The sequence below is a fragment of the Actinacidiphila polyblastidii genome (assembly GCF_036353415.1).
Classification (GTDB): domain Bacteria; phylum Actinomycetota; class Actinomycetes; order Streptomycetales; family Streptomycetaceae; genus Actinacidiphila; species Actinacidiphila polyblastidii.
This window is the reverse complement of sequence record NZ_JAZEWV010000003.1, coordinates 328,952-342,937: the sequence shown is the minus strand read 5'-3', so window position 1 is coordinate 342,937 and position 13,986 is coordinate 328,952. Positions and strand designations below refer to the sequence as shown.

Annotated in this window: 12 protein-coding genes and 2 pseudogenes; 9 read left to right on the top strand and 5 right to left on the bottom strand. The window is 74.2% G+C overall.

What is annotated here, in order from left to right; all coding sequences use genetic code 11:
• Nucleotides 1-114: 114 nt before the first annotated feature.
• Together V2S66_RS06625 and V2S66_RS06620 are read right to left on the bottom strand one after the other, a co-directional pair.
• The gene (locus tag V2S66_RS06625; RefSeq protein ID WP_330793537.1) at nucleotides 115-396 is read right to left on the bottom strand and encodes an Lrp/AsnC family transcriptional regulator; all 282 of its coding nucleotides are present in this window, start codon (nucleotides 394-396) and stop codon (nucleotides 115-117) included.
• Nucleotides 393-1,172, bottom strand: coding sequence for a rhomboid family intramembrane serine protease (locus tag V2S66_RS06620; protein ID WP_330793536.1), 780 nt, complete (start codon nucleotides 1,170-1,172; stop codon nucleotides 393-395). Before V2S66_RS06620 ends, V2S66_RS06625 begins: the two co-directional genes overlap by 4 nt.
• Nucleotides 1,173-1,324: 152 nt before the next feature.
• On the opposite strand from V2S66_RS06620, the pseudogene V2S66_RS06615 reads away from it, so the two are divergent.
• From V2S66_RS06615 to V2S66_RS06590, 6 genes and pseudogenes are all read left to right on the top strand, one after another.
• Nucleotides 1,325-1,558, top strand: a pseudogene (locus V2S66_RS06615) (hypothetical protein); the annotation flags it as partial.
• 178 nt (nucleotides 1,559-1,736) lie between these two features.
• The gene (locus V2S66_RS06610) at nucleotides 1,737-3,119 is read left to right on the top strand and encodes an NYN domain-containing protein (protein WP_413966314.1); all 1,383 of its coding nucleotides are present in this window, start codon (nucleotides 1,737-1,739) and stop codon (nucleotides 3,117-3,119) included.
• 342 nt (nucleotides 3,120-3,461) lie between these two features.
• Nucleotides 3,462-4,496 (top strand): C40 family peptidase, encoded by a 1,035-nt coding sequence (locus tag V2S66_RS06605; protein ID WP_330793535.1) that lies wholly within the window; start codon nucleotides 3,462-3,464, stop codon nucleotides 4,494-4,496.
• 189 nt (nucleotides 4,497-4,685) lie between these two features.
• Nucleotides 4,686-5,732: a C40 family peptidase gene (locus tag V2S66_RS06600; protein ID WP_330793534.1), complete on the top strand. Its 1,047-nt coding sequence runs from the start codon at nucleotides 4,686-4,688 to the stop codon at nucleotides 5,730-5,732.
• Between the two features lie 233 nt (nucleotides 5,733-5,965).
• The gene (locus V2S66_RS06595; protein ID WP_330793533.1) at nucleotides 5,966-7,195 is read left to right on the top strand and encodes a hypothetical protein; all 1,230 of its coding nucleotides are present in this window, start codon (nucleotides 5,966-5,968) and stop codon (nucleotides 7,193-7,195) included.
• Nucleotides 7,192-8,367, top strand: a complete 1,176-nt coding sequence (locus tag V2S66_RS06590) for a M48 family metalloprotease (RefSeq protein ID WP_330793532.1) — start codon at nucleotides 7,192-7,194, stop codon at nucleotides 8,365-8,367. Before V2S66_RS06595 ends, V2S66_RS06590 begins: the two co-directional genes overlap by 4 nt.
• A gap of 34 nt (nucleotides 8,368-8,401) precedes the next feature.
• On the opposite strand, the gene V2S66_RS06585 is transcribed toward V2S66_RS06590, so the two are convergent.
• Nucleotides 8,402-9,649: a glycosyltransferase 87 family protein gene (locus V2S66_RS06585; RefSeq protein ID WP_330793531.1), complete on the bottom strand. Its 1,248-nt coding sequence runs from the start codon at nucleotides 9,647-9,649 to the stop codon at nucleotides 8,402-8,404.
• A gap of 382 nt (nucleotides 9,650-10,031) precedes the next feature.
• Between V2S66_RS06585 and V2S66_RS06580 the strand changes: the two genes are divergently transcribed.
• Nucleotides 10,032-10,835: a class I SAM-dependent methyltransferase gene (locus tag V2S66_RS06580; protein WP_330793530.1), complete on the top strand. Its 804-nt coding sequence runs from the start codon at nucleotides 10,032-10,034 to the stop codon at nucleotides 10,833-10,835.
• A 95-nt stretch (nucleotides 10,836-10,930) separates the two neighbouring features.
• Here V2S66_RS06580 and V2S66_RS06575 read toward each other — a convergent pair whose 3' ends face one another.
• Both V2S66_RS06575 and V2S66_RS06570 read right to left on the bottom strand, forming a co-directional pair.
• The gene (locus V2S66_RS06575; protein ID WP_330793529.1) at nucleotides 10,931-11,647 is read right to left on the bottom strand and encodes a creatininase family protein; all 717 of its coding nucleotides are present in this window, start codon (nucleotides 11,645-11,647) and stop codon (nucleotides 10,931-10,933) included.
• Between the two features lie 33 nt (nucleotides 11,648-11,680).
• The gene (locus tag V2S66_RS06570; protein WP_330793528.1) at nucleotides 11,681-12,982 is read right to left on the bottom strand and encodes a tetratricopeptide repeat protein; all 1,302 of its coding nucleotides are present in this window, start codon (nucleotides 12,980-12,982) and stop codon (nucleotides 11,681-11,683) included.
• Nucleotides 12,983-13,106: 124 nt separating this feature from the next.
• Between V2S66_RS06570 and V2S66_RS06565 the strand changes: the two genes are divergently transcribed.
• Nucleotides 13,107-13,547: an ATP-binding protein gene (locus tag V2S66_RS06565; protein WP_330793527.1), complete on the top strand. Its 441-nt coding sequence runs from the start codon at nucleotides 13,107-13,109 to the stop codon at nucleotides 13,545-13,547.
• Nucleotides 13,548-13,670: 123 nt separating this feature from the next.
• A pseudogene (locus V2S66_RS34710) lies at nucleotides 13,671-13,921 on the top strand (DUF7848 domain-containing protein).
• Nucleotides 13,922-13,986 lie beyond the last annotated feature (65 nt).

The following is a 13,986-nucleotide window of genomic DNA, read 5'->3' as shown; positions in this document are numbered from 1 at the left end:
CCGGGTTCTTGAGGGGCGCGGGGAACTGCGTGACCCGCCAGGGCGCGGCCCGCGGTGCGCCGCCGGGCCGCGGGGGCAGTCGCCCCTGACAGCCGGGCGCGCGCCCGGAGGGCGCTACGCGTCGAGGCCGATCGCGAAGGCGGCCTCGAGGTCGTGCTGGCTGTAGGTGCGGAAGGCGACGTGCGTGTCGGTGGCCTCGACCCCGGGAATCTTGCTGATCCGGCCGGGGATGATGTCCGCGAGGTCGTCGTGGCGTCCCACCCGGACCAGGGCGACGAGATCGTACGTGCCGGTCACCGAGTAGACCTCGCTCACATTGTCGAGCGCGGCGATCGACTCGGCGATCTCCGGAATCCGGTCGACAGACGTCTTGATGAGCACGATCGCGGTGATCACGGCTGGATGTCTCCTTGGGTCGACCCGATGACGACGCTCACCTTACGCCGTGGCCGGTAGCAGACCCATGCGCAGAAGAAGCCGAAGGCGAAGCCGACCACGTGCGCGAGATAGGCGATGCCCGGCCCGCCCTGCGCGGTCTGCGCCGCGAGCCACTGCAGGACGAACCAGAAGCCCAGCACCACCCACGCGGGGAAGCGCAGCGGGATGAAGAAGAGGAACGGGAACAGGCTGGTCACCCGCGCCCGCGGAAAGAGGTAGAGGTACGCGCCGAGCGCCCCGGAGATCGCCCCCGACGCCCCGACCAGGCTCTGCGTGTCCTCCGGGTGCCCGAGGGCGAAGCCGTAGGTGGCCAGGTAGCCGGCCGCGAGGTAGAAGAGGGCGAACCTGACCCGGCCCATCCGGTTCTCGACGTTGTCGCCGAAGACGTAGAGGAAGAGCATGTTGCCGATCAGGTGCAGCCAGCCTCCGTGCAGGAACATCGCGGTGAAGACCGAGACGAACGGCGACTTCCAGAAGCCGTGCGGCACCGGGCAGCCGGCCGGCTGGGCGAGCCGGCCGATCGGCAGCTGCCCGTGGAACAGCTCGGCCGGGATCACCCCCCAGCGGTCGAAGTACACCGCCTGCTCGCACTGGAGCGCGTGCCCGGTGCCGTAGGACGGGGTGAAACCGGAGAGCGGGCCGAGCAGGAAGACCACGGTGCACAGGGCGATCAGCCCGTACGTCACGACCGGTGTGCGGCGGACCGGGTTCATGTCGTGCACCGGGATGACCATGCACCGATCATGACGGAAGGGGCGTAACGGTCACCGGTCGCCTCGCCGCAGCGCGGCGCACCTCCGAGGCCGTAGGGTGACCGGGACGACCGCCCTCGCCGCGCCGCCGGCCCGGGGGCGGGCACCCTCCCGAGACGAGAGGCGCCGATCCGATGCCGGTTCCCCTGCCGACCGCCACCACACGCTGGCGCTGCACCCTGTGCGGCAATCTGACCAGGTTCGACGTGACGCGCTCGACCCGCGTCGTGGAGTACGTCCACCTCGACCTCGCGGGCGAGCCCCGTACCGAGGAGACCGACGTGCTCAGCGAGACCGTCGAATCCGTCCGCTGCCGCTGGTGCAACGCCCTGGACCAGGTCGAACTCGTCGACCGGCCGGGCCGCGACGGCGCCGCCGAAGGGTCCGCGGAAGACGCCGGGGCCGGCGAAGACGGCACCGCGCGCACCGGGGCGGACGGTTCCGCACAGGAATGACCCCCGTTGCGGGGACAATGGAAGCAGCAGGCGGCGGCCGGAGGGATCGAAGGGGGCCGGGAGGGCGCCGAGAACCGGACAGGAGTGATCGGTGGACGACAGCGGCGGCGAACCGGGCGCCGAGGCGAGCGGACCGCAGACGCGGGGCGACGGTGAGCCCGCGCTGGACCGCCCGCTGCCCGAAGGCGTGCGCCATCGCGTCGTGGCCCTCGCAGCCGACGCCTTCGGCGGCTTCACCTATCCCGAACTTCCGGTCTCCCTGCGCCCGTACGCCCGGTTCACGCCCAGCCGGCGGGTGAAGTACGCGGCGACCGCGCTGGCCGCCGCCCTGGAGTCCGACGCCGGCTTCCGGCAGAAGGTCGGCGGCAAGCTGCGCGAGTCGCAGCCGGAGCTGACCGGGGCGCTGGACGCCGGCACCCCGCCGCCCGCCGCCGACCCGCTCGACGTGGCCGCCGCCGCCTACCTGCTGCGCCCCGCCGGCTGGGCGAAACTCGTCGCCACCGCGGGCGAGGAGGCCCAGCGCGCCGACGCGGAACGCGCCGACGAGGAGACGCTGCGCGAGGTCGCCCGGCTGCGCGAGGAGGTCGAGGCGCTGCACGCCCACGCCCGCGCCGAAGCCGGCCGGGCCAGGGCCGAACTCGACACGGTGCGCAGGGAGAGCGACGCCCTGCACCGCAAACTCCGCGCCGCCCAGAGCGATGTGAAGCGCGCGGAGGCGGCGCAGCGCAAGCTGCAGAGCGCGCTCGACGAGGTCCGCGCGAGCGCCGGGCACGAGCGCGCCGCCGCCGAGAGCGAGGCCCGCAGGCTCCGCACCCGGCTCGCCGAGGCGGAGTCCGCGGCCGAGGCGGGCCGCAGGTCCGCCCGCGAGGGCCGCGGCGTCGCGGACGTACGGCTGCGGCTGCTGCTCGACACCGTGCTCGACGCCGCGTCCGGGCTGCGCCGCGAACTGGCCCTGCCGCCGCGGGACACCATGCCGGTGCGGCCCGCGGACACCGTGGACGCGGTGGCGCCCGGCCAGTTCAGCGCCCGCGACATCGCCACCCGCGCGCTGTCCGAGACCGACCCCGCACTCCTGGACCAGCTGCTCGCGCTGCCCCAGGCGCACCTGGTGGTGGACGGCTACAACGTCACCAAGACCGGCTACCCCTCGCTGCCGCTGGAGAAGCAGCGGCTGCGGCTGCTCGGCGGGCTCGCCGCGCTGGCCGCGCAGAGCCGCGCCGAGGTCACCTGCGTCTTCGACGGCGCCGACCTGGACATGCCGGTGCTGCTCGCACCGCCTCGCGGCGTCCGGGTGCTCTTCTCCAAGGCGGGCGAGACCGCGGACGAGTTGATCCGCCGGCTGGTGCGCGCCGAGCCGCCGGGCCGGCAGATCGTGGTCGTCTCCGCGGACCGCGAGGTCGCCGACGGCGTCGCCAAGGCCGGCGCCCGCCCGGTCGCCTCGACGCTGCTGCTCAAACGGCTCGCCCGGGTCTGATCGTTCCGGTCCCGCCGGCCGTTCCGGTTCTGTCGGCCATTCCGATCCTTCTGGCCCTTGTGTCCAGCGGTGTCCGGTTCGGTGCGAACGCCCGTACATGGCACGACTGTTCGCCCTGGAAGGACAACGCAGCGTCGAGCGGCCCTCACCGCGCGTACGGTGCCCGTAAATAATGTGCGAACCGATCGAGATTTTGCCTACAAGGATTTGAACCGATCACAGAAAGGTCACTAAGGTCGGGCGTCGAACCTCCGCGCAGTCGATCATCCAACCCGGATGGCGCTCGGGGGCCGCCCGCCAGCTGAACCGGTAGGCGGCTGAAGGAAGAAGGAGACCGCCTTCGTGGCGTCCCACCGTCGTCCCAAGCCGGCAAGCCGCACACGCGTGACCGTGCTGACCGCGACCGCGGCCGCGGCTGTCGCACTCTCCGCCCAGGCGGCGAACGCCGCTCCCGCCAAGCCGTCCATCAAGGATGCCAAGGCGAAGGTGGACGCGCTCTACTCGCAGGCGGAGCAGGCGACGGAGAAGTACGACGCGGCCAACGAGAAGCTCTCTACCCTCCAGAAGGACGCATCAACCCTTCAGGACCAGGTGGCGCGGCAGCAGCAGCACCTCAACACGCTCAGGGACGGCCTCGGCACCATCGCGGCCTCGCAGTACCGCAGCGGCGGAATCGACCCGTCGATCCAGCTCTTCCTGTCCTCCAACCCCGACAGCTACCTGGACCAGGCCACCGCCCTGGACCAGCTCAGCTCGCTGCAGGCCAGCTCGATGGACCAACTCCAGGACGCCAAGCGGACGCTGGACCAGGAGCGCGCCGAGGCCACCACCAAGCTCGCGGAGCTGCAGAGCACCCGCACCGAGCTGGCGCACCGCAAGACCGAGGCGAAGAGCAAGCTGGCGCAGGCGAAGGCCGTCCTCAACTCGCTGACCTCCGCCCAGCGCGCCGAGATAGCCCGGCAGGACGCCCTGGCCGCCAGCCGCGCCAGCGCCCGCGTCAACCTCGGCGACACCACCGCCGCCAGCGCCCGCGCCGCCTCCGCGTTCAGCTACGCGCAGAGCAGGATCGGCGACCCGTACGTGTACGGCGCGACCGGCCCCAGCTCCTTCGACTGCTCCGGCCTCACCTCGTGGGCCTACGGCCAGGCCGGGGTGTCCATCCCCCGCACCTCCCAGGAGCAGGCGAACGCGGGCACCCGGATCTACTCCGCGTCCCAGCTCCGCACCGGCGACCTGGTGATCTTCTACGGCGACTTCCACCACGTGGGGCTGTACGCCGGCAACGGGCTGGTGCTGCACGCGCCGAAGCCCGGCGCCTCGGTGCGGTACGAGGCGATGGGCGACATGCCGTTCGAGTTCGGCGTCCGCATCGTCTGACGCGCGCGTCGTCGGCAGGTGCCCGCGCGCCTGCCGACGGGCCTGACTCCCGTACGGCGTACGGGTGATGAACACGGCTCCGGCCGACCGCCCAAGCCGCCGTGACCTGCACCGGGGCGCGCCGCGCCCGCATGTGCGAGTGCCCGCCTCTTTGTGCTCTGTGTCACCGGGTCGCTACTGTCTGCTGCCGTGGTCTCCCATCGACGCACCTCGCAGCCGGGCCTGGCCGCCCGCACCACCCGTGTGACCGTGCTGTCCGCGGCCGCTGCCTCCGCCGCGCTGTCCGGAGCCGCGGCGCTGCCGGCCGCCGCCGACCCCTCGGGCGGCCCCCAGGACACCGCCGCCCGGCTGGACCGGCTCTACCAGCAGGCCGAGGTGGCCACCCAGCGCTACGACGGCGCGCAGGAGAGCGCCAAGCGGCTGCGCGCCGAACTGACCGCCCTCCAGGACCGGGCCGCCACCGGCCAGCAGCGCGTCAACGACCTCCGCGACGAACTCGGCGTGCTCGCCGCCTCCCAGTACCGTGAGGGCGCGATCGACCCCACGCTCGCGCTGCTGCTCTCCGACGACCCGGCGCAGGTCCTGGAGCGGGCAGCCACCCTGGACCGGCTCGGCGGCCGGCAGACCGACCGGCTGCGGCTGCTCCAGGAGGCGCAGCGCACGCTGCGCCAGCAGCGCGACCAGGCCGCGGGCAAGCTGACCGACCTCCAGCGGGCCGGGCAGGTGCTGCGGGCCAGGAAGCGGGCCGTCCAGCGGGCGCTGGCCTCGGCGCAGCGGCTGCTCGACACGCTGCCGGCGGCCCAGCGGGCCGGCTACGCGCCCGGCATGACGGACCAGCGCGCCTCCCGCGACCGCGTCGAACCGGACCTCCCCGCGCTGCCGGCCTCCTCCGGCCGCGCCGCCGTCGCGGTCGCCGCCGCGCGCCAGATGCTCGGGGCGCCCTACGTCTGGGGCGCCACAGGACCCAACGCGTTCGACTGCTCCGGGCTCATGCTCTACGCCTACCGGCGGGCCGGCGTCGCCCTCCCGCGCACCTCCCAGGAGCAGATGAACGCCGGCGCCCACATCCCCCTCGACCAGGTCCGCCCCGGCGACCTCGTCATCTACCGGGGCGACGCGAGCCACGTCGCCATGTACGTCGGGGCCGGCCAGGTCATCCACGCCCCCTACCCGGGCGCCCGGGTCCGCTACGACCCGATCGGCATGATGCCGATCAACTCCGTCACCCGCCCCTGACCACCGCGCCGGGCGCGCGCGGCCCGCGGTGTGCCACCGGCGGGTGGGTGGTTGCCCGCGCCGTTCCCCGCGCCCCTGGTGGGGCGGTGACGCCCGGCGCGGTCCGGGCGTAGCCCGGGTTTTTCGGGGGGTGCGGGGAACGGCGCGGCCCGCGGTGGGCCACCGGCCCGGTGGGGGGTGCCGGGGGGTCCCCGGGCCACCGGCCGGTGCGGGGGGCGACGTACGATCGGCGCATGGTGGGACGCCGGGCCGCGGCAGCGGCACTCGTGGCCGCGACCCTCGCGGGATGCAGCGGCGGCGGAGCCGCCCACGCCAAGGCGGCGCCGGACGCCGGGATCCGCACCGTCCTGGCGGCGCGAGCCGCCTCCGTGCTGCACCGCGACCCCACCACCTTCCTCGCCGGCATCGACCCGCACGCCGACCGCTTCGCCGCCGCGCAGCGCAAGGTCTTCGCGAACCTCGCCCAGGTCCCGCTGGCCGCGTGGTCGTACGACGTCGTCAGGACCGGCCCGGCCGTCTTCACGCCGCCCGCCGCGGCGGACGGCGCCCCGCGGACCGCCGCCGAGGTGCGGCTGAGCTACCGGCTGCGCGGCTACGACGCCCAGCCGGTCGTCTCGACCGCGTACCTGACCTTCGACCGGCGCGGCGGCCACTGGTACCTCGCCGCCGACGACGACGGCGCGGCGAGCGGCCACCGCACCGACGTGCAGCTGTGGGACCAGGGCCGGGTCCAGGCCGTCCGCGGGGCGCACAGCCTCGTGCTGGGGCTCGGCGCGCTGCCCCGCCTGAAGGGCTACGCGGCCGACGCGGACCGCGCCGTGCCGCAGGTCGCGCACGCCTGGGGCACGGGCTGGCCGGGCGAGGTGGTCGTCGAGGCGCCCGCCACGCTCGCCCAGATGGGCGCACTGCTGGACACCGGCCCGGCCGCCTACCGCGGCATCGCCGCCGTCACCACCGGCGAGGCGGGCGCCGGTTCCGGCGCGCCGGCGGACCGGGTGATCGTCAACCCCGACGCCTTCGGGCAGCTCTCCTCCTTCGGCCGGCAGGCCGTCCTCACCCACGAGACGACCCACGTGGCGACCCGCACGGCCACCGGCGCGGCCACCCCGCTGTGGCTATCCGAGGGCATCGCCGACTGGGTCGCCTACCGCGAGTCGGGCCGCACCGCGGACCAGCTCGCCCCGGAGCTCGCCGCCGACGTCCGGGCCGGCCGGGTGCCCGGCGCGCTGCCCGCCGCCGCGGACTTCAGGCCCGGCGCGCCCGGCATCGCCCAGGCGTACGAGGGCGGCTGGCTGGCCTGCCGGATGATCGCCGACCAGTGGTCGCCGCAGACTCTGACCTCGCTCTACCGCGCGGTCGACCGCGGTGGCGCCCTCGACGCCCGGCTGCGCGACGCGCTGGGCCTGGGCCTCGACGCGTTCACGGCGCGCTGGCGCACCTATCTGAAGGGGGAGTTGGCGTGAGCGGCGACGGATCGCAGCCGGAGGCGCCGGGCGCCGCCGCGGAGGCCGGACCGGACTCGGACTTCACGCCCGAGCAGATCGCCCGCGGCCGGGCGCTGCGCCGCGGGGTGCTGCCGCTGGTGCTCGCGGGGTCCGCCGCCGCGTTCGCGCTGACCGCCGCGCTCGGCCTGACCTCCGCGGGGGCCGGCCTGGTGGCGGCCTTCGGCGCCGCGTGGTGGGCGCGGGTGGCGGGCGCCGCGGTCACGCTGGTGCTGCTGCCGTTCGTGCTCGGGCTGCCGTTCGCCGCCCGCGGGCGCGTGGTGCGGGCCCGCTTCGGCCTGGTCACGCAGGGCTGGCGGGGCTGGGCGGTGGACCAGCTGCGCGGACTGCTGATCTCCCTCCCGCTGCTGCTGGGCGCGCTGTTCGCGCTCTACGGCCTGGCCGGCGCCACCCGCTGGTGGTGGGTGTGGGCGGCACTGGGCGCGGCCGCCGTGACGGTCCTGCTGTCCTTCCTCGCGCCGCTCGTCCTCGAGCCGCTGTTCAACCGCTTCACCCCGATGGAGCCCGGCCCGCTGCGCGACGCCCTGCTCGCGCTCGCCGCACGCGACGGCGTGACCGTGCGGGACGTCCTGGTCGCCGACGCCTCACGCCGGACGACGGCGCTCAACGCGTACGTGTCCGGCTTCGGCCGCACCCGCCGGATCGTCGCCTACGACACGCTGCTGACCACCGCGGACCCGCGCGAGGTGGAACTGGTCGTCGCGCACGAACTGGGCCACGTCGTGCACCGCGACGTGGCGCGCGGGACGGTGCTCGGCGCGCTCGGCGCGGGTCTCGGGGTGTGCGCGCTCGCGGCCGTCGTGACGTGGCAGCCGCTGCTGGACGCGGCCGGGGTGGACCGGTTCGCGGACCCGCGCTCGGCCTGGCTGCTGGCCGCCGTGGCGGCGCTGGGCGGCGCCCTGCTCGGCCCGGCGGGGCGGGCGCTCAGCCGCGGGGTGGAGCGGCGGGCCGATCTGCACGCCCTGCATCTGACCGGCGCGCCGGGGGAGTTCATCGCGATGCAGCGGCGGCTGACGGTCGCCAACGTCGCCGACCCCGACCCGCCCCGCCTGCTGCACCTGCTGCTGTCCACCCACCCGGCCCCCGCGGCCAGGATCGCCATGGCCCGCGCGCGGCCGGCGGGACGCCCGTAGGGCCGTGCGGCACGAGGCGTTCACTGCTCAGCGCTCAGCGCGAGGTGAGCACCGACGAGGTCTCCGGCAGCGCGCCCCCGCCGCGCACCCCGCCGGCCGCACGGACCGGCACCGTGGACGTCCACAGCCGCCGGCAGGCCACCAGGGACGCGCCGACCAGCAGCGCGTTGCGCACCCCGATCAGCAGGACGCCCCACGCGTCGCTGGCCGTCACATGGTTGAAGAACAGCGGGAACTCCAGCGTCGTGAAGAGCGTCGCCGCCAGCATCAGCAGCACCGGCAGCCGCTGCGAGCTGCCGCGTACGGTCATGCACACCGCGCCTGCGCCGATCAGCCACACCATGTACTGCGGGCTGATCACCCGGCTGGTGGTGGTGAAGACCAGCAGCGCGGTGAACGCCGCGTCGTACGGTGTCGCCGCGCTGTACGTGCGGGCCCGCAGCCGCCACCACAGCAGCCAGCACAACGCCAGCAGGCTCAGCGTCAGCGCCGCCGCGCTCACCAGGTGGACGTGCGGGCCGAGGAACTCCATCGAGCCGTAGTGCATCCGCACCCGCCCCTGCCAGCCCAGGTGCCGCCCGAGGTGGAAGACCATCGCGCCGAGCGACTCCACCTCGGTGCCGCGGTCGGCCTGCATGGTCAGGAACGACAGCGACCCGCTCATCGTCAGTGCGAACAGCGCCGTGAGCGCCGCCGCCGCGCCCGCCGCCGCCGTCCACGCGCGGCGGGTCGCCCGGCCCGGCGGCGTGCCGATCAGCAGCAGCACCGGCCACACCTTCAGCAGCGCCCCGGCGGCGGCCAGCGCGCCGCCCAGCGCGGGACGCCGCGGCAGTGCCAGCAGCGCGGCCACCGCGACCGCGGTCACCAGCACGTCGTAGCGCGCGTACACCAGCGGCCCCAGCAGCGCGACGCCCGCCACCCACACCCACACCCCCGGCATCCGGGCCGCCCGGCGCGCGTCGTACAGCAGCGCCGCCAGCACCAGCGCGTCCGCCAGGAAGGCCAGCGCGAAGAACCCGGTGGTGTACGAGACCAGCGGCACCGCGGCCGGCGCGGCCATCACCGCGGCCGCACCCGGCGGGTACTGCCAGGTCACGTCGTGCGCGGGGAAGGCGCCGTGCCGCAGCACCTCGAACCAGGGCAGGTAGACGTGCGACACGTCGTTGAGGATCACCTGCTGGGGGAAGCGGAAGACCTTGAAGACGAACAGCAGGATGCCGGCGCGGGTCACCACCCACACCGCGAGTGCACGGCCCGAGCGGCCGATAGGAGGACTTGTCACACGACGATCATGCGTGCCGCCGCGTCCCCACCGCCGGACGGACGCGGTGCGCGCGCCCGCCCGGGTGAACGCGGGCCGGCGGCGGCCCGCGGGAGCCTGACGGGGTGACGGACGCCCGCCCGCCGGGGGGCGGCCCCCCCCGCCCGCGCCCGGCGGCGTCCCCGCCGCGCCCGGCCCCTGGACCGAGGAGCACGGCGCCGCCGCGCCGCAGGCGTCCCGCTGTCCGGCCCCGCCGCGGGGACCTGCCCGCCGAGGCGCTCGACCCTGGCGGCCTCGCGGCCTTCCCCGGTGGCGGCTCGGCGCCGGCTCCGCAGCGGCGCGCCGGCGCGGGAGGAGCCGCCGGACCGGCGGCGTCCCCGCGCCGCTCTGGCAGACTCGCCGCATGGCTGAGCACGACCCCGACGGCGGCTACCTCCTCGACAACCGCCAGGTGCAGGCGGGCATCCGCTTCGGCGCCCTGGCCGAGCTGTTCGACCCGGTGACCTTCCGGCACGTCGACCGGCTCGGGATCGGCCCCGGCATGCGCTGCTGGGAGGTCGGCGCCGGCGGCCCCTCCGTACCCCTCGGCCTGGCCGAACGGGTCGGCCCGACCGGCACGGTGGTCGCCACCGACATCGACGTCGCCTGGACCCGGGAGATCGCCGGCGGCCCGATCGAGGTGCTGACCCACGACGTGGCGGCCGACCCGCCGCCGCCCGGCGGCTTCGACCTGGTGCACGCCCGGCTGGTCCTGGTGCACGTCGCCGACCGCGCCGAGGCGCTGCGCCGGATGGTCCAGGCGCTGCGGCCGGGCGGCACGCTCCTCCTGGAGGACGCCGACCCCGCGCTGCAACCGCTGCTCTGCCCCGACGAGTCGGGCCCCGACCAGCGGCTCGCCAACCGGCTGCGCTCCGGCTTCCGCACCCTGATGGCCGCCCGCGGCGCCGACCTCGCCTACGGCCGCACCCTGCCCCGGGTGCTGCGCGAGGCCGGGCTGCACGACGTGCGGGCCGACGCGTACTTCCCGATCACCTCCCCGGCGTGCGCCGTGCTGGAGGACGCGACGGTGCGGCAGATCCGCCACCACCTGACCGGCCGGGGCCTCGCCACCGACGAGGAGATCGACCGCCACCTGGCGAACGTCGCCGCCGGCCGCCTCGACCTCGCGACCGCCCCCCTCATCTCGGCGTGGGGCCGCCGCCCGTAGCCCCCGGGGCCCGGAGAACCGCGCCCACCGCCCGCCGGCCCGGTGTCGCGTGTCTGCCCCCCCGCGTCAGCGTGGTCCGCGCGCTCGGACCTGCGTCAGACCGACCCGCCGAGCACTGCCAGATGGGCTTCGGCGGCGCGGGAGAGGCTGTCGAGGAGGGCTTTGCCCTTGGCGGCGGTGGCCAGGGACGGCTGGCCGATGATCCCGTTGGCCGTGTAGCCGGCCATGCCGAGGGTGAGCAGGTGCGGCCGTTCGGGGGCCGAGTGGTCGGTCGCCTCGATGCCGCCGTGGACGAGGTGGGGCGCTCCGTGCAGGAGGAGGGAGGTCTCGAACTCTCCGCCGTGCATGTCCTCGGCGGCGTCGCTCTCCAGTTCGGCGTCCGCGCGGGCTTGGGCGCGATCCTCGTGGACGGGGAAGAGAGCGACGCGCGGGCCGCTGACGTTGATCTCCTGGGCGACGTTCGACAGGACGTAGTTGCCGCCGTGGCCGTTGACGATGAGCAGTCCGGGCGTGCCCGATGCTTCGAGTGAGCGCCAGATGTCGTTCACGATGGCGTAGAGGGTGGTGGCGCTGATGCTCACCGTGCCGGCCATCGGGGCGTGCTCGTGGGAGCAGGAGATCGTGACCGGCGGCAGGAGGAAGAGGTCGTGGTCCTCGGCGATACGGCGGGCGAGGAGACAGGCGATGGCCGTGTCCGTGATCAGCGGAAGGTGTTCGCCGTGCTGCTCGAAGCTGCCGACCGGCAGGACCGCGACGGCCTTGCCCCTGCGGTGCTCGTCACCCGACGTGGCTTGTGTGATCAGATCTTCCATGATCTCCAGCATCTCCCATGTGTGCCGCTCACGTTAAGCCGTGAGGCGCTCGCGGAGGATCTGGAACCGCTCGGTGAACGCCGCGACGGCTGACACGTCCGATCGTGCCCCCATCGCCGATGCGACGCTGTCCAGCTCGGCCAACGTCCGTGCGGACCCGGTCTGCTGGACGATGGCCAGTGCCCTGGTCGCGGTGTCGGCGGCCGACTCGGGTTCGCCGGCCCTGGCGTAGGCGCGGGCCAGCCGTGCGAGATACACGCTCCGGTCGTTGCGGTAGACCCGCGGCAGGGTCGCCAACGCAGCTTCGAGGAGTTCCACCGCCCGCAGGGGCTCGCCGAGGTCGGTCCAGCAGTTGGCGCGCTGGATCTCGATGTACGCCGGAGTGCAGTACGAGGTGTCGAGTTTGGAGTCGGGGCGGGCCGCGGTGAGCGCGGAGGCGAGGTCGTGGGCCTCGTCGAACTTCGCGAGCGCCGCCCTGGGGTTCTGCATCAGCGCGTACCCCTGCGCCTCCTGCTGCGCGGCGAGTGCGGTGATCTGGGGTGTCAGATCAGGCAGCCGCTGCGCCGCTCGCGCGAGTGCCACGGCTTTCTGCGCACTGCCCTGCGCCGCCGCCTGATGGCTCTTTCGATAGAGCACATACGACTGCAAGTGGTCGTCGGCGGCCTCCTGCGCCCACTCCATCGAACGGTCCGACCACGTGGCAGCGGTCCGGAAGTCACCGAGATCCTGACAGAGCCATCCCAGGAACTCCGTCACCAGGGCGCCGGTCCGGAGCAGCGCCTCCCGGGCTGCTCCGTCGGCGCGCTCCAGCAGACGCGCGATGCTCTGCGCATGGTGGACAGTGGAGGGGACGCTCTGCCGCGCGCCGAAGAAGTTGGCTCCCTTGTACAGCTCGGGAAGCTGGCTCTCGATGAGCGAGAGCACGAACTGGGGGTCGTTCAGATCGTCCTCCGCACTGGCGATCCACCCGTCGTCATCAGGGCCTGAGGGCATCCACGTGGGGACGGTGGCGGAGAACGGAAGGACCGGATGCCGGCCGTCGCTCGGTTCCCACTCCCGCCGGGCCAGCCCGAGCAGACGGCCGGGAATGCGCAGGCCGTCAGCGATGCGTTCCACGACGCTGATGTCCTTGACCACGCGTTGGCCGGCGATCACCTCGGCCACCCGGCTGGGAGTCATGTCGCAACGGCGGGCTATCAGCGAGGGGTAGATCCCGGCGCGGGCCTTGACGAGGCGGAAGATCTGCGAGAAGTCGCGTTGGCGGCACGCCTCGATCATCTCGGGATCGCCCAGTAATCGGGCGGGGAGTTCCTGGGGCGGCTGGTATCTGGTCATGGGCGGCGCTCCGTGAGAGGCGGTTCGCGCTGGCTTGCGTGGTCGGCCGGTGACGCGATGTTATCCATGGTGGGTAACCACGCTGGGCTATTCCCATGATCCGTCAGCCGAAAGCCTGATCCCCATGCAGCTACGACAGGCGAGTGTGGATGAGCGGGCGGTGATCCGGCGCTGGGGCCGGGACCGCCGGAATGTGGCTACGGCCCGTGGCGTCCTGCTGAAAGCGTTGACCGAGTGGGGCTTGGAGGAGATCGCCGACTCCGCCGTCCTCGTTCTCTCCGAACTCCTCACCAACGCTGTCCGCCACGCGCATGTGCCGGCCGGGCGGGAGATCGAGACCCGCTTCCGGCTCACCGGCGACCGCGTACGGATCGAGGTGCACGACTCCTCGGACGAGAAGCCCGTACGCGGCATGGCCGACGTCGATTCGCTCGACGGTCGCGGGCTCTGGCTGGTCGACACGCTGTCCGGCTCGTGGGGTGTCACAGCCCGGGACGGCGTCGGCAAAGTCGTCTGGGCCGAGTTCCGCCTCCCGGGCACCGGCGGGGATGACCGTGGCGCGTAGCCATTCCTTCGTGGCGATCACGCGGGGCCGCCACGAGCAGGTCAAGACGGCTCGCATGGTGCGGACGAGCGCGAGCGAGCTGCTGCGCGTCGGGCGTGGGCGTGGGGAACAGGGCCGGCTCCGGTGAGCGGTTCGGAGGGTGGCACGGTGCGGTCCCGCCTGCGCCTCGGGCAGTGGATCTTGGCAACGGACACTGAGAGCGGACCGCTGATCCACGAAGCGGAGTGCACGACATGCGACGAGAAGTCGGACGCGGCGGGCGACTGGGACCACTCCAGCTGTGGTGCCTGCGCCACGCCGGCCGCACCGGCCACACGGGTTTCCGCGGAACGGTGGTGGGCTTCTTCCGGGCGTCGTTGGAGGAGGTGCTGTGACGTCCCGATCCGGCGAGTCACGCGAGCGACGTGCGAGGACGCCCTCGCCTGTCTCGCCCGGCCCC